Annotated in this window: 16 protein-coding genes, 3 tRNA genes and 1 pseudogene; 11 read left to right on the top strand and 9 right to left on the bottom strand. The window is 70.2% G+C overall.

Going from position 1 to position 17,071, the window contains the following annotated elements; all coding sequences use genetic code 11:
- Positions 1–42: 42 nt before the first annotated feature.
- On the top strand, positions 43–1,518 hold the full coding sequence (locus HDA41_RS19140) for a N,N-dimethylformamidase beta subunit family domain-containing protein (protein ID WP_184985532.1): 1,476 nt from the start codon (positions 43–45) through the stop codon (positions 1,516–1,518).
- Between the two features lie 119 nt (positions 1,519–1,637).
- Positions 1,638–2,537: a phosphoribosylaminoimidazolesuccinocarboxamide synthase gene (locus tag HDA41_RS19135; RefSeq protein WP_184985530.1), complete on the top strand. Its 900-nt coding sequence runs from the start codon at positions 1,638–1,640 to the stop codon at positions 2,535–2,537.
- A gap of 54 nt (positions 2,538–2,591) precedes the next feature.
- Here the strand turns inward: HDA41_RS19135 and HDA41_RS19130 are convergent.
- The 8 genes from HDA41_RS19130 to HDA41_RS19095 all read right to left on the bottom strand — a co-directional run bounded on the left by HDA41_RS19130 (position 2,592) and on the right by HDA41_RS19095 (position 7,188).
- Positions 2,592–2,667 (bottom strand) — tRNA-Gly (locus HDA41_RS19130).
- Between the two features lie 22 nt (positions 2,668–2,689).
- Positions 2,690–3,310 (bottom strand): response regulator transcription factor, encoded by a 621-nt coding sequence (locus HDA41_RS19125; RefSeq protein ID WP_184985528.1) that lies wholly within the window; start codon positions 3,308–3,310, stop codon positions 2,690–2,692.
- A complete protein-coding gene (locus HDA41_RS19120) occupies positions 3,307–4,578 on the bottom strand; it encodes a sensor histidine kinase (RefSeq protein WP_184985526.1) in 1,272 nt (423 codons plus the stop codon). Before HDA41_RS19120 ends, HDA41_RS19125 begins: the two co-directional genes overlap by 4 nt.
- A gap of 22 nt (positions 4,579–4,600) precedes the next feature.
- Positions 4,601–5,404 carry an ABC transporter permease gene (locus tag HDA41_RS19115; RefSeq protein WP_184985524.1) on the bottom strand — a complete coding sequence of 268 codons (804 nt, stop codon included), beginning with the start codon at positions 5,402–5,404 and terminating at the stop codon, positions 4,601–4,603.
- A complete protein-coding gene (locus HDA41_RS19110) occupies positions 5,401–6,366 on the bottom strand; it encodes an ABC transporter ATP-binding protein (RefSeq protein ID WP_184985522.1) in 966 nt (321 codons plus the stop codon). The genes HDA41_RS19115 and HDA41_RS19110 overlap by 4 nt, the downstream gene beginning before the upstream one ends.
- 143 nt (positions 6,367–6,509) lie before the next feature.
- Positions 6,510–6,582, bottom strand: a tRNA-Gly gene (locus HDA41_RS19105).
- A gap of 82 nt (positions 6,583–6,664) precedes the next feature.
- Positions 6,665–6,736: transfer RNA gene (locus HDA41_RS19100), tRNA-Gly, on the bottom strand.
- Positions 6,737–6,870: 134 nt separating this feature from the next.
- Positions 6,871–7,188 carry a histone-like nucleoid-structuring protein Lsr2 gene (locus HDA41_RS19095; protein WP_184985520.1) on the bottom strand — a complete coding sequence of 106 codons (318 nt, stop codon included), beginning with the start codon at positions 7,186–7,188 and terminating at the stop codon, positions 6,871–6,873.
- A gap of 267 nt (positions 7,189–7,455) precedes the next feature.
- Here HDA41_RS19095 and purS point away from each other — a divergent pair, with 267 nt between their 5' ends.
- From purS to purM, 9 genes and pseudogenes are all read left to right on the top strand, one after another.
- Positions 7,456–7,719 carry a phosphoribosylformylglycinamidine synthase subunit PurS gene (gene purS / locus HDA41_RS19090; protein ID WP_184985518.1) on the top strand — a complete coding sequence of 88 codons (264 nt, stop codon included), beginning with the start codon at positions 7,456–7,458 and terminating at the stop codon, positions 7,717–7,719.
- A complete protein-coding gene (gene purQ / locus HDA41_RS19085; RefSeq protein WP_184985516.1) occupies positions 7,716–8,396 on the top strand; it encodes a phosphoribosylformylglycinamidine synthase subunit PurQ in 681 nt (226 codons plus the stop codon). Before purS ends, purQ begins: the two co-directional genes overlap by 4 nt.
- Positions 8,393–10,651 carry a phosphoribosylformylglycinamidine synthase subunit PurL gene (gene purL / locus HDA41_RS19080; RefSeq protein ID WP_184985513.1) on the top strand — a complete coding sequence of 753 codons (2,259 nt, stop codon included), beginning with the start codon at positions 8,393–8,395 and terminating at the stop codon, positions 10,649–10,651. The genes purQ and purL overlap by 4 nt, the downstream gene beginning before the upstream one ends.
- A 114-nt stretch (positions 10,652–10,765) precedes the next feature.
- Positions 10,766–11,266 carry an ArsR/SmtB family transcription factor gene (locus HDA41_RS19075; protein ID WP_184985511.1) on the top strand — a complete coding sequence of 167 codons (501 nt, stop codon included), beginning with the start codon at positions 10,766–10,768 and terminating at the stop codon, positions 11,264–11,266.
- Between the two features lie 23 nt (positions 11,267–11,289).
- A pseudogene (locus tag HDA41_RS19070) lies at positions 11,290–12,119 on the top strand (M23 family metallopeptidase).
- Positions 12,120–12,128: 9 nt separating this feature from the next.
- Positions 12,129–12,965 carry a maleylpyruvate isomerase family mycothiol-dependent enzyme gene (locus HDA41_RS19065; protein ID WP_184985509.1) on the top strand — a complete coding sequence of 279 codons (837 nt, stop codon included), beginning with the start codon at positions 12,129–12,131 and terminating at the stop codon, positions 12,963–12,965.
- Positions 12,966–13,046: 81 nt separating this feature from the next.
- Positions 13,047–13,817, top strand: a complete 771-nt coding sequence (locus HDA41_RS19060; protein ID WP_184985507.1) for an META domain-containing protein — start codon at positions 13,047–13,049, stop codon at positions 13,815–13,817.
- A gap of 66 nt (positions 13,818–13,883) precedes the next feature.
- Entirely contained in the window at positions 13,884–15,413 is a 1,530-nt protein-coding gene (gene purF / locus HDA41_RS19055; protein WP_184985505.1) for an amidophosphoribosyltransferase, read from the top strand.
- 45 nt (positions 15,414–15,458) lie between these two features.
- Entirely contained in the window at positions 15,459–16,526 is a 1,068-nt protein-coding gene (gene purM / locus HDA41_RS19050) for a phosphoribosylformylglycinamidine cyclo-ligase (protein ID WP_184985503.1), read from the top strand.
- Positions 16,527–16,596: 70 nt separating this feature from the next.
- On the opposite strand, the gene HDA41_RS19045 is transcribed toward purM, so the two are convergent.
- Positions 16,597–16,848, bottom strand: a complete 252-nt coding sequence (locus HDA41_RS19045) for a DUF3073 domain-containing protein (RefSeq protein ID WP_184985501.1) — start codon at positions 16,846–16,848, stop codon at positions 16,597–16,599.
- Positions 16,849–17,071 lie beyond the last annotated feature (223 nt).

Raw genomic sequence — 17,071 nt, 5'->3', positions numbered from 1 at the left:
CAGCGCGCACCACCACGGGGGCCAAGGGGAGGGGAAGCAACCATGGGTTCGGAGCAGATCCGCCGCTGGGAGTCGGGAGCGCTGGCGCACGCCGTGACGGACCCTTTCGGGCAGGGCCCCGTTCCGTGGCTGCGCGGAAACGTCACGTACGTCGACGACAGCGGTCAGGTCGTCCCCTGGTACGTGGACCAGGACCCGGCCCCCGCCCCGAGGAAGGGCAACCGCTCCGGCGGCCCCCGCGCGGCCGACGACGTCCACCGCCAGATCAAGGGCTTCACCTCCACCGGCGCGGTCGCGCCCGGCGAGGCCATCGACTTCCACATCACCGTCGACCCGCCCCAGGAGTTCGGCGTCGACATCTACCGCATCGGCCACTACGGCGGAGACGGCGCCGCGAAGATCACCACCAGCCCACGCCTGTCCGGCATCGTGCAGCCCCCGCCGCTCACGGCGGACCGTACGGTCTCCTGCCACCACTGGTGGCTGTCCTGGCGGCTCCAGATCCCGTCGTACTGGAACATCGGCGCGTACGTCGCCGTCCTCACCACCGCCGACGGCTACCGCTCCCACGTCCCGTTCACGGTCCGCCACGACCAGCCCGCCGACCTGCTCCTCGTCCTGCCCGACATCACCTGGCAGGCGTACAACCTCTACCCGGAGGACGGCCGCACCGGCGCCAGCCTCTACCACGCCTGGGACGAGAAGGGCCGTTTACTGGGCGAGGCCGATGCGGCCACCACGGTCTCCTTCGACCGCCCGTACGCGGGCGCCGGCCTCCCCCTGCACGTCGGGCACGCCTACGACATCATCCGCTGGGCCGAGCGCTACGGCTACGACGTCGCCTACGCCACCGCCGGCGACCTGCACGCGGGCCGCGTCGACCCCACCCGCTACCGCGGCCTGGTCTTCCCGGGCCACGACGAGTACTGGTCGGCCCCGATGCGCCGGGCCGTGGAGCTCGCCCGCGACGCCGGCACCTCGCTCGTCTTCCTCTCCGCCAACTCCATGTACTGGCAGGTGGAGCTGGGCCCTTCCCCGTCCGGCGTCCCCGACCGCCTGCTGACCTGCCGCAAGCGCCGGGGCCCCGGCAAGCCGGTGCTGTGGCGGGAGATCGACCGGGCGGAGCAGCAGCTCATCGGCATCCAGTACGCCGGGCCCGTCCCCGAGCCTCATCCGCTGATCGTGCGCAACGCCGGCCACTGGCTGTGGGAGGCGACCGGGGCGCACGAGGGGGACGAGATCGAGGGCCTGGTGGCGGGCGAGGCCGACCGCTACTACCCGCGCACCCCGCTGCCCGAGCACGAGGAGCGTGTGCTGCTCGCCCACTCCCCGTACACCGACAAGAGGGGAGCACCACGCCACCAGGAGACGTCCCTGTACCGCGCCCCCTCCGGCGCCTGGGTCTTCGCGTCCGGAACGTTCGCCTGGACCCCGGCCCTGGGCCGCCCGGGCCACGTCGACCCCCGCATCCAACGGGCCACCGCAAACCTCCTGGACCGCATCTGCAAACGCGACTGACCCACTGTCCGCGATCAGCCCCGCGTACGGGAGAATCAACCCATAGGCCCGCCCGTCTCCCACCGCCACCCTATGGGAGCCCTGCGGGCGCCCCTCTTGTTCAACCACGGGGAGGAACCGTGTCCGGATTCGTAGAGAAGCCCGAGCCGATCCAGGTTCCGGGTCTGGTGCATCTGCACACCGGAAAGGTGCGCGAGCTGTACCAGAACGAAGCGGGGGACCTCGTGATGGTCGCCAGCGACCGTATCTCCGCGTTCGACTGGGTGCTGCCGACCGAGATCCCCGACAAGGGCCGGGTCCTCACGCAGCTCTCCCTGTGGTGGTTCGACCAGCTCGCCGACCTGATCCCGAACCACGTCCTGAGCACGGAACTGCCCGCGGGCGCCCCCGCCGACTGGGCGGGCCGCACGCTCGTGTGCAAGTCCCTCCAGATGGTCCCCGTGGAGTGCGTGGCCCGCGGCTACCTGACCGGCTCGGGCCTGGTCGAGTACAACGAGTCCCGCACGGTCTGCGGCCTGGCCCTCCCGGAGGGCCTGGTCGACGGCAGTGAACTGCCCGCCCCGATCTTCACCCCGGCCACCAAGGCCGCCGTCGGCGAGCACGACGAGAACGTCTCCTACGAGGAGGTCGCCCGCCAGGTCGGCGCCGACACCGCCGCCCGGCTGCGCCAGGCGACCCTCGCCGTCTACTCCCGGGGCCGGGACATCGCCCGCGAGCGGGGCATCATCCTCGCGGACACGAAGTTCGAGTTCGGCTTCGACGGCGACTCCCTGGTCCTCGCGGACGAGGTCCTCACCGCGGACTCCTCCCGCTTCTGGCCGGCCGACCAGTGGCAGCCGGGCCGCGTGCAGCCGTCGTACGACAAGCAGTACGTCCGCGACTGGCTGACCTCGGCGGAGTCCGGCTGGGACCGCAGGAGCGAGCAGCCGCCGCCCGCGCTGCCGCAGGAGGTCGTCGACGCCACCCGCGCCAAGTACGTGGAGGCGTACGAGCGCCTGACCGGCATCACCTGGACGTAGACCCGCACGCAGGACACAGAGAAGCCCCCCGGCCGGAACCGGGGGGCTTCTCGCTGGAGCGAACGACGAGGTTCGAACTCGCGACCTCAACCTTGGCAAGGTTGCGCTCTACCAACTGAGCTACGTTCGCATGCGCCGTGGCGCGGGAACCACTATACCCAACCTCGCTCCCGTGCGAGTCGTACCGCGGCATGCCGGTTCTCCGCCCCGAGCTTCGACACGGCCGACGACAGGTAGTTCCGCACGGTCCCCTGTGACAGCGCGGCCCGCTCCGCGATCTCCGCGACGGGTGCTCCGTCGGCGGCGAGTTCCAGCACCTCGGTCTCCCGGGCGGTCAGCGGCGAGTCCCCGGCGGCGATCGCGTCGGCGGCCAACTCCGGGTCGACGTAACGGTTCCCGGCGTGCACCGTGCGAATGAGCTCGGCGAGCCGCTGCGCACTCACGGTCTTCGGCACGAACCCCCGCACCCCGGCCTCCAGCGCCCGCTTCAGATGCCCGGGCCGCCCGTGGCTGGTGACGATGAGCACCTTGCAGCCGGGCAGTTCGGTGCGCAGGGATGTGGCGACCTTCACACCGTCGGCGCCGGGCATCTGGAGATCCAGGACGGCGACGTCGGGCTGGTGCGCCCGGGCCATCGCCAGCGCCTCCGGCCCGGTGGCCGCCTCGGCGACGACCATGATGTCGTCCTCCAGCGACAGCAGCGCGGCGAGCGCCCCGCGGATGAGGTGCTCGTCATCGGCGAGCAGCAGCCGCACGGGCTCCACGACCGTCATGGCGTGACCTCACTCATGGAAGGCACAGCGGCGACGGACTCGGCAGGGGCGGACCGCGACGGCAGCGGAATCTCCGCCGTCAGCCGGAACAGCCCCTTGCCCGCGGGCCCGGCCTCCAGCGTCCCGTCGATCTCCGCCAGCCGCTCCCGCAGCCCGGCGAGCCCGGAGCCGGTCGAGCCGGAGGGCCCGCCCCCGGTCTCGGTGACCCCGTCGTTCTCCACGGACAACACCACGCGCCCCTCCCACACCCGCAGTCTCACCCCGCACCGCCGTGCGTCCCCGTGCCGCAGGACGTTCGTGGCGGCTTCCCGCACCACCCATCCCAGGGCGGACTGCGCCGCGACCGGCAGCCCCGCCGCCGGCGCCCCGCTCACCGTGCAGTCGATACCGGCCGCCGTCAGCACGCCCTGCGCACCGGCGAGTTCCGAGGCGAGGTCGGCCTCCCGGTAGCCCCGGACGACCTCGCGGACCTCCCGCTGCGACTCCTGCGCGAGCCGCTGCACCTCGACCATCTGCGCCACGGCCTCCGGCCTGTCCCGCTGGGCGAGCTGCACGGCCAGCTCGCTCTTGAGCGCGATGACGGCGAGGTTCCGCCCCATGACGTCGTGCAGGTCCCGCCCGAACCTCAGCCGTTCCTCGGCGACGGCGAGCCGGGTCCGGGTCTCGCGGGCCTCGTCGAGTTCGTAGACGATGTTGAGCAGCCACACCGAGACGATGGCCGTGAAGGCCATGACTCCGCCGCAGAACAGCACGAGCACCGACGCGAAGATCGATTCCCCCGCCGAGGCACCCCTGGTGAACGCCACGATCCAGGAGCCCGCGGTGAAGGCCCCGACGACGGCGAACACGCGCTTCCGCTCACGGATGCCCAGCGCGATGATGCCGACTCCGATGATGAGGACCACACCGAAGGCCGTGCCCGCGGCGGCGTCCACCCTCTCGCGGTCCGGTCCGCGTTCCGCGATGCCGATGACGGTGACGCCGACCACGGCGCTGACGGCGGTCAGCGACCACAGCAGTCCGACGGGCTGGGGCCGCCTGCCCCGCATCCAGTCCAGCGCCCGTGAGACGGTGACGAAGCAGAGCGCGGCGTGGACGCCCGCAGGCAGCAGCAGAGCGGCCCCCAGCCACGCTCCCAACGGGATCATGGCCGTGAGCGCGACCGTGACGAACTCGATCACCGCGAAGGAGTAGAACGACCAGCGCGTGTACGTCTCGACCTTCTCCGGCTTGCTCTGCCCCCGCCACCACCTGCCCGGCCCGCGCATCAGCCCGTCACTCCCCCTTCGGTCAACGCCGCGGTTCCCAGCGGAACCACCGCCGTACAGCAAACACCGCGATGACGATCCAGACCACCGCCGTCGCGACGGCGCCCAGCGCCTCGGACACCGACAGGTCGCCGGTCCAGCCGCCGCGCACCAGGGTGACGACGGGCGTCAGCGGCAGGAGTTCGCAGACGGAGGCCACGCGGTCCGGCAGCAGCTCCAGCGGGAAGAACATGCCGGAGCCCATCATCGAGATGACCATCAGCGGCATGGGCGTGACCTGGGCGCTCTCGCCGGTCTTGGTGAAGCTCGCGGTGGCGGCGGCGAGCGCGGCGCACATCACGAGCCCCAACAGCAGGCCGACGACGGCCAGATGGAGCGCGGACGGCGCGGACAGATCCAGCAGGGCCGAGCAGGCCACCGCCAGCACCAGGCATTGCACGAGCCCGATGAGGACGGCGGGCAGCGCTGAACCGGCCAGGATCTCGACGTCCCGCAGCTCACCGGTGCGCAGCCGCTTGAGGACGAGTTCCTCGCGCCGGACGACGAGGGCGCCGACGAGCACCGAGTAGACGGCGAACAGCAGGGAGAAGCCGACCGAGGCGGGCAGCACCAGGGTGCCGGTGCTCAGCCCGGCTTCGGCGAGGTCCATCTCCTTGGACACCTGCGATGTGCTGACCGGCAGCACCAGCGGTGCGAACAGCGCGGCGACGAGCGCGCCCTTGGTCCGCCCGAGCAGGGTCATTTCGGCACGGGCGAGCGCCGTCATCCGGCTCAGTGGAGTAGTCACCGCCGGCGCCGGGCGGGGGGTCGTGCGGGTGGCGCTCATGCCGTGTACTCCTTCGTCGTCGTGGCCCGCTCGCCGGAGACCTCCCGGGCGATCCCGAGGAACGCCTCCTCCAAGGAGGCCGACCGCACGTCCAGGCGGCGCAGCTCCACACGGGCCTGTGCGGCCCACGTCAGCAGCCCGGTGGCCGTCCGTTGCAGTTCATGGGTGCGGAGCCGGATGATCCGGCCGTCGGTCTCGTACCCGGTCACGCCGAGCTCGCCGAGCGGCGGGAGATCGCCGACGAAGTAGCCCTCGGGCAGCTCGAAGGAGATCCGCGAGGGTTCGGCGGCGGTCACCTCGGCAGGGGTCCCGGTGGTGGCGATCCGGCCCTCGTGCATGATCGCCAGCCGGTCGGCGAGGTTCTCGGCCTCCTCCAGGTAATGCGTGGTCAGCAGCACCGTCGTACCGCCGTCGCGCAGCGCGCTCACCAACTCCCAGGTGTCGCGGCGGCCTTCGGCGTCCAGGCCGGTGGTCGGCTCGTCCAGGAAGAGCACCTCGGGGTCGCCGAGCAGCGCGAGCGCCAGGTCCAGCCGGCGCCGCTGGCCGCCGGACAACTGCTTGACCCGGATGCCGGCCTTCGACTCCAGCCCGACCAGCGCCAGGACCTCCGCCGGCGGCCGGGCCCCGCTCACGCATCCCGCCCACATCCGCGCGGTCTCCGCGACGGTCAGTTCGGACGGGAAGCCGCCTTCCTGGAGCATCACGCCGGTGCGGGGCCGTACGAGGGCCCGGTCGGTATACGGGTCGTGCCCGAGGACCCGCACCCGCCCGTCCGCCGGCGCTGCGAGTCCCTCCAGTACTTCCACGGTCGACGTCTTGCCCGCGCCGTTGGTGCCCAGCAGGGCGAAGATCTCCCCGCGCCGTACGGAAAAGCTGATTCCGCTTACCGCCTCGAACCCGCCCCCGTACACACGCCGCAGGTCAGTGACCTCAACCACGTGTTCGTGTCCGTTGTTTTCCATGCCTTCAGCGTCCCGGCCGGGCGGCTCCGGGAGCAGTGCGCGCTGTCATCACTCGGCATGACAAATGTCAGAAGCAGGGATCAGAGGCGAGAACGGAAACACGAAGAAGACCCCGGTCCATCAGGACCGGGGTCTCATTCCCGAGCGGACGACGAGGTTCGAACTCGCGACCTCAACCTTGGCAAGGTTGCGCTCTACCAACTGAGCTACGTCCGCATGTGCTCCCGACCGGCTTTCACCGATCGGTGCGAGCACCATCCTACCTGATCCACAAGAGTGGTCGGTACTGATGATGTAGAGCGGGTGACAGGAATCGCACACTGCGCCTTCCCCCTGGAAGGGGGATGTTCTACTACTGAACTACACCCGCATGTTTCCGTGAGCTGGGCCTTTCGGCCTCGCCCCTCGGCGTGCTCCAGACTCTAGCTGATCAGCCGGGGTGCTGCGCAAGTCGGCTGCTGCGAGGGGCGGGTGGCCGGTCGTCCGCCCGGACCTCACCGGCCGTCACTGCGCGGCGGTGAACGCCTCGTAGACCCTCTTGGGGATGCGCCCGCGGGCGGGGACGTCCATCTTGTGGGCCTGGGCCCAGGCCCGCACGGCCGACGGGTCGGGGGCGACCTCCGTCTGCCGGTACGCCCGGCCCGAGCGGGACCGCTTGCGGCCGGCTTCCACGTAGGGCGCGAGCGCCTTCCGCAGTGCGCCGGCATTGACTTCGTTCAGGTCGATCTCGTACGACTTGCCGTCCAGTCCGAAGGCGATCGTTTCCGCCGCTTCCGAGCCGTCGATGTCGTCAAAGAGAGTGACCACGACCTTCTGCGCCACGAATATCGGTCCCTTCCTGCGGCACTTGCCAATTGATTTCTACAGTGCCTGACAATGCAATGTGAAACCCGACTAAATCTGTCCACGTGTCCGAACGCAATAGGTTTCGGGTGTCGACCCGGAATCTTTCCCGGAAATTTTCGTGTGGGGGCCCGTTGATGCTGGATCGTGATGACCGTCACGTAGATTCCTACAAGTCGACGCGCGTAGAAATTTTGTGCGGGTAGTCTGAAGGAACCTGCTCAGCACCACACACCGGGAGTGCCAGTGGCACGCGTCGTAGTCGACGTCATGCTCAAGCCGGAGATCCTCGACCCCCAGGGCCAGGCGGTGCAGCGCGCACTGCCGCGGCTGGGTTTCGACGGGATCTCGGACGTCCGCCAGGGAAAGCGTTTCGAACTGGAAGTTGACGGGCCGGTCGACGAGACCGCCCTCGCCCGCATTCACGATCTTGCGGAGTCGTTCCTGGCGAACACCGTGATCGAGGACTTCACGGTCCGGGTCGAGGAAGTCGCGGAGGCCGTGAAGTGACCGCTCGTATTGGCGTCGTCACTTTTCCCGGCAGTCTGGACGACCGGGACACCCAGCGCGCGATCCGGCTCGCGGGCGCCGAGCCGGTCGCCCTGTGGCACAAGGACAAGGACCTCAAGCAGGTCGACGCCGTGGTGCTGTGCGGTGGTTTCTCCTACGGCGACTATCTGCGCGCCGGGGCCATCGCCCGTTTCTCGCCGGTCATGGAGCCGCTGATCGAGCAGGCGAAGGCCGGCCTCCCGGTCCTCGGCATCTGCAACGGCTTCCAGATCCTCACCGAGGCCCATCTGCTGCCCGGCACGATGCTGCGCAACAACCACCTGCATTTCATCTGCCGTGACCAGAAGCTGCGGGTGGAGAACGCCGAGACCGCCTGGACCAGCGACTACACCGCCGGCCAGGAGATCCACATCCCGCTGAAGAACATCGACGGGCAGTACGTCGCCGACCAGCGCACGCTGGACGAGCTGGAGTCCGAGGGCCGGGTCGCCTTCCGGTACCTGGACGTCAACCCCAACGGCTCGAACAACGACATCGCGGGTGTCGCCAACGAGGCCGGCAACGTCGTAGGCCTCATGCCGCACCCCGAGCACGCCGTCGAGCCGCTGGTCGGTACGGGCCGTACCGACGGTCTCCCGTTCTTCACCTCGATCCTCAAGAAGCTGGTCAACGCATGAGCCGGACGCCTCTGGACACGGTCGAGCACGCGGCCGCGACCCCCGACGTCGAGCTGCCCTGGGCCGAACTGGGCCTGAAGAAGGACGAGTACGAGCGCGTGGTCGAGATCCTCGGCCGCCGGCCCACCGGTGCCGAGCTCGCCATGTACTCGGTGATGTGGTCCGAGCACTGCTCGTACAAGAGCAGTAAGGTGCACCTGCGCCAGTTCGGCGAGAAGGCACCGGAGAACGACGCCCTGCTCGTCGGCATCGGCGAGAACGCCGGTGTCGTGGACGTCGGCCAGGGTTACGCGGTCACCTTCAAGGTGGAGTCGCACAACCACCCGTCGTACGTCGAGCCCTACCAGGGCGCGGCCACGGGTGTCGGCGGCATCGTCCGCGACATCATCGCCATGGGCGCCCGGCCGGTGGCGGTCGTCGACCCGCTGCGCTTCGGCGCGGCGGACCACCCGGACACCAAGCGCGTGCTGCCGGGTGTCGTCGCCGGTATCGGCGGCTACGGCAACTGCCTGGGCCTGCCCAACATCGGCGGCGAGGTCGTCTTCGACTCCTGCTACCAGGGCAACCCGCTGGTCAACGCCGGGTGCATCGGTGTGATGCGGCACGAGGACATCCACCTGGCGAAGGCGTCCGGCGCGGGCAACAAGGTCATCCTGTACGGGGCCCGGACCGGCGGCGACGGCATCGGCGGCGCGTCGATCCTGGCCTCCGAGACGTTCGACGACGCCAAGCCCTCGAAGCGCCCGGCCGTCCAGGTCGGAGACCCCTTCCAGGAGAAGCTGCTCATCGAGTGCACCCTGGAGGCCTTCAGGGAGAAGCTGGTCGTCGGCATCCAGGACCTCGGCGCGGCCGGCCTGTCCTGCGCCACGTCCGAGCTCGCCTCGAACGGCTCGGGTGGCATGCGCGTCACCCTGGACGACGTACCGCTGCGCGACTCGACGCTGTCGCCCGAGGAAATCCTCATGAGCGAGTCTCAGGAGCGCATGTGCGCGGTCGTCGAGCCGGGGAAGGTCGACCGCTTCCTGGAGATCTGCGAGAAGTGGGACGTCATCGCCACCGTCATCGGTGAGGTGACCGACGGTGACCGCCTGGAGATCTACTGGCACGGCGGCAAGATCGTCGACGTCGACCCGCGCACGGTGGCCCACGAGGGCCCGGTCTACGAGCGCCCGTACGCCCGCCCGTCCTGGCAGGACGCGCTCCAGGCGGACGACGCGAACAAGCTGCCGCGCCCGCAGACGTCCGAGGAGCTGAGGGACCAGGTCCTGAAGCTGGTCGGCTCCCCGAACCAGGCCTCCAAGTCCTGGATCACGAGCCAGTACGACCACTTCGTGCAGGGCAACACCGTCCTCGCCCAGCCCGAGGACTCCGGCATGATCCGCATCGACGAGGAGACCGGCCTCGGCGTGGCCCTGGCCACGGACGGCAACGGCCGGTACGCGAAGCTCGACCCGTACGCGGGGGCGCAGCTGGCCCTCGCCGAGGCCTACCGCAACGTCGCCACGACCGGCGCCAAGCCGCTGGCCGTGTCCGACTGCCTGAACTTCGGCTCGCCCGAGGACCCGGCGGTGATGTGGCAGTTCGCGGAGGCCGTGCGCGGTCTGGCGGACGCCTGCCAGCAGCTCGGCACGCCGGTCACGGGCGGCAACGTCTCCCTCTACAACCAGACGGGCGAGGCGGCCATCCACCCGACCCCGGTGGTCGCGGTCCTGGGCGTCATCGACGACGTCGCCCGCCGCACGCCGGTCGCCTTCCAGGAGGAGGGCCAGCTGCTCTACCTCCTCGGCGACACGCGTGAGGAGTTCGGCGGTTCTGCCTGGTCACAGGTCGTCCACGACCACCTCGGCGGCCTCCCCCCGAAGGTCGACCTGGAGCGCGAGCGCCTGCTCGCCGAGATCCTGATCGCCGCTTCCCGCGACGGCATGATCGACTCCGCGCACGACCTGTCCGACGGCGGTCTGATCCAGGCGGTCGTCGAGTCGGCGCTGCTCGGCGGCAAGGGCGCGCGCCTGATCGTCCCCGACGGTCTGGACGCCTTCACCTTCCTCTTCTCCGAGTCGGCGGGCCGCGCGGTCGTGGCCGTGCCGCGTTCGGAGGAGGTCCGCTTCAACGACATGTGCGGCGCGCGGGGCCTGCCGGCCACCCGCATCGGTGTCGTGGACGGCGACTCGGTGCACGTCCAGGGCGAGTTCACCCTCTCCCTGTCCGAGCTGCGCGAGATCCACGAGGGGACGATCCCGGCGCTGCTGGCGTAAGCAACCGTTCCGAAGCCCCCGTTCCGGTCCGCCGGTCGGGGGCTTCGGCGTGTTCGGACCCGTGTGGGCCGACTACCCCTTGATCGGAATTACGTAGTTCCGTAATATGGAGGAATGGAACTCGAACAACGCGTCGCCGACCTGGAGCGCCGTCTCGCGGCACTGGAAGGCGCCCAGCGCCCCGGACCCCTCCTCGACGGCAGCGACTTCTGGGCCCTGAACGGGCTGAAGGAGCAACTGTCCGAGCTGGGAGCCGCCGACGGAGGCGTCCTCTACACCGGCTCCGTACGCCTGCCGACGGGCGAGCAGTACGAGTGGCAGACGGGGGCTCTGACGGAGGGGCTGCTGGAGGACGACTGGGCACCGGTCGCCGAGTCGTTCGCGGCGCTCGGCCACCCGGTCCGGCTCCGGCTGCTCCGCGAGATCCTCGGCGGCCGGCGCACCGCGGCGGAACTCACCGAGCTGGACGAGGTCGGCACGACCGGCCAGATCTACCACCACCTGCGCCAGCTGACCGGAACCGGCTGGCTGCACACGACAGGCCGGGGCCGCTACGAGGTGCCGCCGGCGCGGGTCGTACCGCTGCTGGTGGCGGTGGCGACGGCACGCCCGTGACCGTGACCGAACCGGGGGAGCGTATGTCCGCACGCAAGCTTGGCATGGTGTCTTTCCAGGGCCTCCAGCTGGCCTTCATCGCGCTGGTGATCGCCCACATCTGCTTCGGCTGGGGCTATCACGTCTTGTGGAACTGCCTGCTGCCGGCCCTCGCGTACGTCGTCGTCACCGTCGCCCACCGGTGGGGCGGCGCCCCCGGCAGCCCTCGCCGGGCCCGGGAACCGGTCGAGGTCGCCCCGCCCGTCACCGGCCGCTGGTCCGCGCTGAACAGCCCGGCCGACCGCACCCCGAGCCACGGCATCCACGCCCACGGGCAGACGTACGCCATCGACATCCTCGCCGAGCCCGAGCCGGGCTCCCGCCCCGCCTTCCGCGGCTGTGGCCGCTCGCCCGCCGTCCCCAGGCCTTCCCGGCCTTCGGCGCCCCGATCCTCGCGGTCGCCGACGGCACCGTCGTACGGGCCGCCGACGGCCGGCGAGACCACCTGAGCCGTACCTCACTGCCGGGCCTGCTGTACCTGATGCTCATCGAGGGCTCGGTCCGAGAGACGTCCGGCGTCCGCCACATCCTGGGCAACCACGTCGTCCTCGACCTCGGCAACGGCATCTACGCCGCCTACGCCCACCTCCAGCGCGGCTCGCTCTGCGTCCGCGAGGGCGACCGGGTGCATGCCGGCCAGGTACTCGCCCGGTGCGGCAACTCCGGCAACTCCTCAGAGCCGCACCTGCACTTCCAGCTGATGGACGACCCCGACCCGGACGCTGCCCGGGGCATCCCCTTCACCTGGCGCGGTATCGGCCTACCCGCCAACGGGGAGATCTTCCAGACGCCGACAGCCCTGACGCGCACTTAGGCTGACGCCATGCCCCCGGCCAAGAAGCGCACCCGCAGCTACGACCCCGTCAAGATCCGCACGGCTGTGCTCGCCCAGTTCGGGAACGTACGGCAGGCCGTCCGCACCCTCGGCCCCGAACAGCTGGCGCGTCCGACGCGGCTCGGGGACTGGACGGTCAGGGAGCTGGCGGCGCACGTGATCATGGCCGTGGAGAGCGTCAGCCGCAACCTCGACCGTGAGGAGCCGGCGAAGGCGGAGCTCGCCCTCCTCGACTGGCCCTTCGCCACGGCCGCCCGCGCCGCCGCCATCGCCGACGACACCCGGCGGCTCGCCGAGGCCCACCCCGACCTCGACGCCCTCTACGCCGGCACCGCGGAACGCCTCACCGAGAAGCTGGCGGACGCCCCCGGCACCCGCCTGCTCGCCACCCTCCCCCCTGCTCGCGACGGCGCTCGAGCAGGGGGGACCCCCATGGGTGCCATCACCCTCGCCGACTACCTGGTCACCCGCACCGTCGAACTCGTCGTCCACACCGACGACCTCAACGCCGCCGTCCCCGGCCTGGACATCCCCTACGACCGTCAGGCCCTCGCCGCCTGCACCCGGCTGCTCGCCGACGCGCTGGCCGCGAAGGCACCCGGCGGCTCGACGGAGGTGCGGGTTCCGCCGTACGCGGTGGTGCAGTGCGTGGAGGGCCCGAGGCACACCCGGGGCACCCCGCCCAACGTCGTCGAGACGGACCCGCTGACCTGGATCCGGCTGGCGACCGGGCGGCTGGCCTGGGGGCAGGCGCGCGAGGACGCCCGCGTGAGCGCCAGTGGAGAGCGGGCGGATCTGTCGCCCTACCTGCCGCTGATGGCGTGAGCAGACGGCATGAGCGGCGGCACGGGAAGGAACCGGCACCGTAAGGGGAACCGATCCCCCCGGGTCCCCCGTCGAAGTGGCATGGACAGGCAGAAGCAGCGCATGACCCTGATGGCCGCCGCCATGCTCATCCCGCTCATGGCGGCCTGCGGCAACGAGAAGGCGGACGACGGCAGCGGTTCGGTCGGTGCCGGGAAGCCGGTGACGGGCGTGCGGTGGAGCGTGGACAGCGTCACCACGGACGGCAGGACCCACAAGGCCCCGGCCGGCGCCCACGTGACCATCGACAAGGGCCGGGCCGAGGGCAGCTTCGGCTGCAACAAATTCGGCGCCGACGCCACCGTCGACGGCGACCGCATCCGGCTCAGCAAGACCATGTCCACGGAGATGGGCTGCGAGAACATACCCATGGAGTTCGAGGAGGCCCTCGCCCGCATCCTCTCCGACCGGGAGATCAAGGCCCGGGTGGACGGCGACCGCCTCACCCTCACCACCGGCCAGGGGGACACCGTCCGCCTGACCGAGGCCGAGGACGCCCCGCTGAGCGGCACCAAGTGGACCGTCACGACCCCGCGGACCGACGGCCGTGCCCACCTCACCTTCGACGAGAAGAAGGGCACCGTCTCCGGCAGCCTCGGCTGCAACAAGGTCAACGCCAAGGCCACCGTCCGCGACGGCCATATCACCCTCGGCCCCCCGTCCACGACCCGAATGATGTGCGAAGACTCACTCATGTCCGACGAGAAGGCCCTGCTGCGGCTTTTCGACGGGAAGCTGAAGTACGGAGTTGATCACCAAACTCTGACGCTGACCAGCGGAAACGGCACGAGTGTGCGAGCCGTCGCCGAGTAGTGATCCACTGAAAAGTCCGGTATCCCCAATTCGGACCAGTGGTCGACCTCGCCTACACTCGATTGCGTGCCACGTGGTGACGGACGACTCAACCACGACCTGCTCCCCGGTGAGAAGGGCCCCCAGGACGCTTGCGGCGTCTTCGGTGTCTGGGCTCCGGGCGAAGAGGTCGCCAAGCTCACGTACTTCGGGCTCTACGCCCTCCAGCATCGAGGCCAGGAATCCGCAGGAATCGCGGTCAGCAACGGCTCACAGATCCTCGTCTTCAAGGACATGGGCCTGGTCTCCCAGGTCTTCGACGAAACCTCACTCGGTTCGCTCCAGGGTCACATCGCGGTCGGTCACGCCCGCTACTCGACCACCGGCGCCTCCGTGTGGGAGAACGCCCAGCCGACGTTCCGCGCCACCGCGCACGGCTCGATCGCGCTCGGCCACAACGGCAACCTCGTCAACACCGCCCAGCTCGCCGAGATGGTCGCCGACCTGCCCAAGCAGGAGGGCGGCCGCACTCCGCGCGTCGCGGCCACCAACGACACCGACCTGCTCACCGCGCTCCTCGCGGCCCAGGTCGACGAGGACGGCAAGCCGCTGACCATCGAGGAGGCGGCCGGCCAGGTCCTTCCGCAGGTGCGCGGCGCCTTCAGCCTCGTCTTCATGGACGAGAACACCCTCTACGCGGCCCGCGACCCGCAGGGCATCCGCCCGCTGGTCCTCGGCCGTCTGGAGCGCGGCTGGGTCATCGCATCCGAGTCCGCCGCCCTCGACATCTGCGGCGCCGCCTACGTCCGCGAGATCGAGCCGGGCGAGTTCGTCGCCATCGACGAGAACGGCCTGCGCAGCTCCCGATTCGCGGAAGCGAAGCCCAAGGGCTGTGTCTTCGAGTACGTGTACCTGGCCCGCCCGGACACCGACATCGCCGGCCGGAACGTCTACCTCTCCCGCGTGGAGATGGGCCGCAAGCTCGCGAAGGAAGCCCCGGTCGAGGCCGACCTGGTCATAGCGACCCCGGAGTCCGGCACGCCGGCGGCCATCGGTTACGCCGAGGCCTCGGGCATCCCCTTCGGCGCCGGCCTGGTGAAGAACGCCTACGTCGGCCGTACGTTCATCCAGCCCTCGCAGACCATCCGCCAGCTGGGCATCCGCCTGAAGCTGAACCCGCTGAAGGAAGTCATCAAGGGCAAGCGCCTGGTCGTCGTCGACGACTCGATCGTGCGCGGCAACACCCAGCGGGCCCTGGTCCGCATGCTCCGCGAGGCGGGCGCCGCCGAGGTCCACATCCGGATCTCCTCGCCGCCCGTGAAGTGGCCCTGCTTCTTCGGCATCGACTTCGCCACCCGCGCCGAGCTCATCGCCAACGGCATGACGATCGAGGAGATCGGCACCTCCCTGGGCGCCGACTCCCTGGCCTACATCTCCATCGACGGCATGATCGAGGCGACCACCATCGCCAAGCCGAACCTGTGCCGCGCCTGCTTCGACGGCGAGTACCCGATGGAGCTCCCGGACCCCGAGCTGCTCGGCAAGCAGCTCCTGGAGACGGAGCTGGCCGCCGGCCCGGCCGCCACGGCCGCTTCCGACGCGATCCGCCGCCCGTAGGCAGCCCGCAATACCTGCTGTACGACACGAAGGTTCTCCTTAGCCATGTCTGAGACAACTGGTGCCAGCTACGCAGCCGCGGGCGTCGACATCGAAGCGGGCGACCGCGCCGTCGAGCTGATGAAGGAGTGGGTGAAGAAGGCCCAGCGCCCCGAGGTCCTCGGCGGCCTCGGCGGCTTCGCCGGCCTCTTCGACGCCTCCGCCCTGAAGAACTACGAGCGGCCCCTGCTCGCCTCCGCCACGGACGGCGTCGGCACCAAGGTCGACATCGCCCGCCAGCTGGGCGTCTACGACACGATCGGCCACGACCTGGTCGCCATGGTCATGGACGACATCGTGGTCTGCGGCGCCGAGCCCCTGTTCATGACCGACTACATCTGTGTCGGCAAGGTCCACCCCGAGCGGGTCGCCGCCATCGTCAAGGGCATCGCCGAGGGCTGTGTGCTGGCCGGCTGCGCCCTGGTCGGCGGCGAGACGGCCGAGCACCCGGGCCTGCTGGGCGAGGACGACTTCGACGTCGCCGGCGCCGGTACGGGCGTCGTGGAGGCCGACCGGCTGCTCGGCGCGGACCGTATCCGGACGGGTGACGCGGTGATCGCCATGGCGTCCTCCGGGCTTCACTCGAACGGGTACTCGCTCGTCCGGCACGTCCTGCTGAACCAGGCGGGCCTGGCCCTGGACGCGCACATCGACGAGCTCGGCCGTACCCTCGGCGAGGAACTGCTGGAGCCGACGAAGATCTACTCGCTGGACTGCCTGGCCCTGATGCGCACCACCGAGGTGCACGCCTTCAGCCACGTCACCGGCGGCGGACTCGCGGCCAACCTCGCCCGGGTCGTCCCCGACGAACTGCACGCGATCGTCGACCGCTCCACCTGGACCCCGGACCCGATCTTCGAGCTGGTCGGCCGCACGGGCAGCGTCGAGCGCCTCGAGCTCGAGAAGACCCTGAACATGGGCGTCGGCATGATCGCGATCGTGCCGCAGGAGTCCACGGACGTGGCCCTGGCGACCCTGGCCGACCGCGGCGTGGACGCCTGGGTGACCGGAGAGATCACGGACAGGGGCGAGCACACCACTGGTGCCGCCCTCGTGAGTGACTACGCGAGCTGACGACCTGAAGGCAGCACAGAACCCGGTCGGTGACCTTCAGTCACCGACCGGGTTAATGCTCAGTGCAAGGTCAAGCGCCGCGACGGTGTTGCGGGGACTGGTCGTCCTCGTCTTCATCGTCGTCCTCGTAGAGGTCGGCGTACCGTGCGTACAGGTCGTCGTCCTGATCATCGTCCTCGAACGGCCCGCCGTTAGGCGGCTGCGGATTCGAAGGCGATGCACCCAGCTCCTCGGCCAGGCGTGAGAGGTCAGTCCCACCGCTGTTGTACTTCAGCTGGCGGGCGACCTTCGTCTGCTTGGCCTTGGCCCGGCCGCGCCCCATGGCTCGACCCCCTCAACGACGGGGCTCGACGGCCCCAGAGTCTTGACACGCGTTCATGGTCCGGCACGGACTCTCCGCGGAGAGACCGGTCCGTAGGGCTTCCACGGTACCTGAGCCCGCGCCCATACGGTACGTCGCCCGCATGACGTGCCCGCGCCCAGGACCTTCGAGGCGCCCCGTCCTCGCTGGTCAACCGCGATTTTAACCACTTATCGGCGATCGA

It is taken from the genome of Streptomyces caelestis, assembly GCF_014205255.1.
Classification (GTDB): Bacteria; Actinomycetota; Actinomycetes; order Streptomycetales; family Streptomycetaceae; genus Streptomyces; species Streptomyces caelestis.
The sequence above is the reverse complement of the archived record's forward strand: the minus strand, read 5'-3'. Positions and strand labels throughout refer to the sequence as shown.

Bases quoted from the DNA above. Each gene is read 5' to 3' on its own strand.
- purM (WP_184985503.1), top strand. From the start codon at position 15,459: ATGTCTGAGACAACTGGTGCCAGCTACGCAGCCGCGGGCGTCGACATC.
- HDA41_RS19045 (WP_184985501.1), bottom strand. From the start codon at position 16,848: ATGGGGCGCGGCCGGGCCAAGGCCAAGCAGACGAAGGTCGCCCGCCAG.
- HDA41_RS19110 (WP_184985522.1), bottom strand. From the start codon at position 6,366: ATGGAAAACAACGGACACGAACACGTGGTTGAGGTCACTGACCTGCGG.
- HDA41_RS19075 (WP_184985511.1), top strand. From the start codon at position 10,766: ATGGAACTCGAACAACGCGTCGCCGACCTGGAGCGCCGTCTCGCGGCA.
- HDA41_RS19060 (WP_184985507.1), top strand. From the start codon at position 13,047: ATGGACAGGCAGAAGCAGCGCATGACCCTGATGGCCGCCGCCATGCTC.
- HDA41_RS19120 (WP_184985526.1), bottom strand. From the start codon at position 4,578: ATGCGCGGGCCGGGCAGGTGGTGGCGGGGGCAGAGCAAGCCGGAGAAG.
- HDA41_RS19065 (WP_184985509.1), top strand. From the start codon at position 12,129: ATGCCCCCGGCCAAGAAGCGCACCCGCAGCTACGACCCCGTCAAGATC.
- purL (WP_184985513.1), top strand. From the start codon at position 8,393: ATGAGCCGGACGCCTCTGGACACGGTCGAGCACGCGGCCGCGACCCCC.
- HDA41_RS19140 (WP_184985532.1), top strand. From the start codon at position 43: ATGGGTTCGGAGCAGATCCGCCGCTGGGAGTCGGGAGCGCTGGCGCAC.
- HDA41_RS19115 (WP_184985524.1), bottom strand. From the start codon at position 5,404: ATGAGCGCCACCCGCACGACCCCCCGCCCGGCGCCGGCGGTGACTACT.
- HDA41_RS19125 (WP_184985528.1), bottom strand. From the start codon at position 3,310: ATGACGGTCGTGGAGCCCGTGCGGCTGCTGCTCGCCGATGACGAGCAC.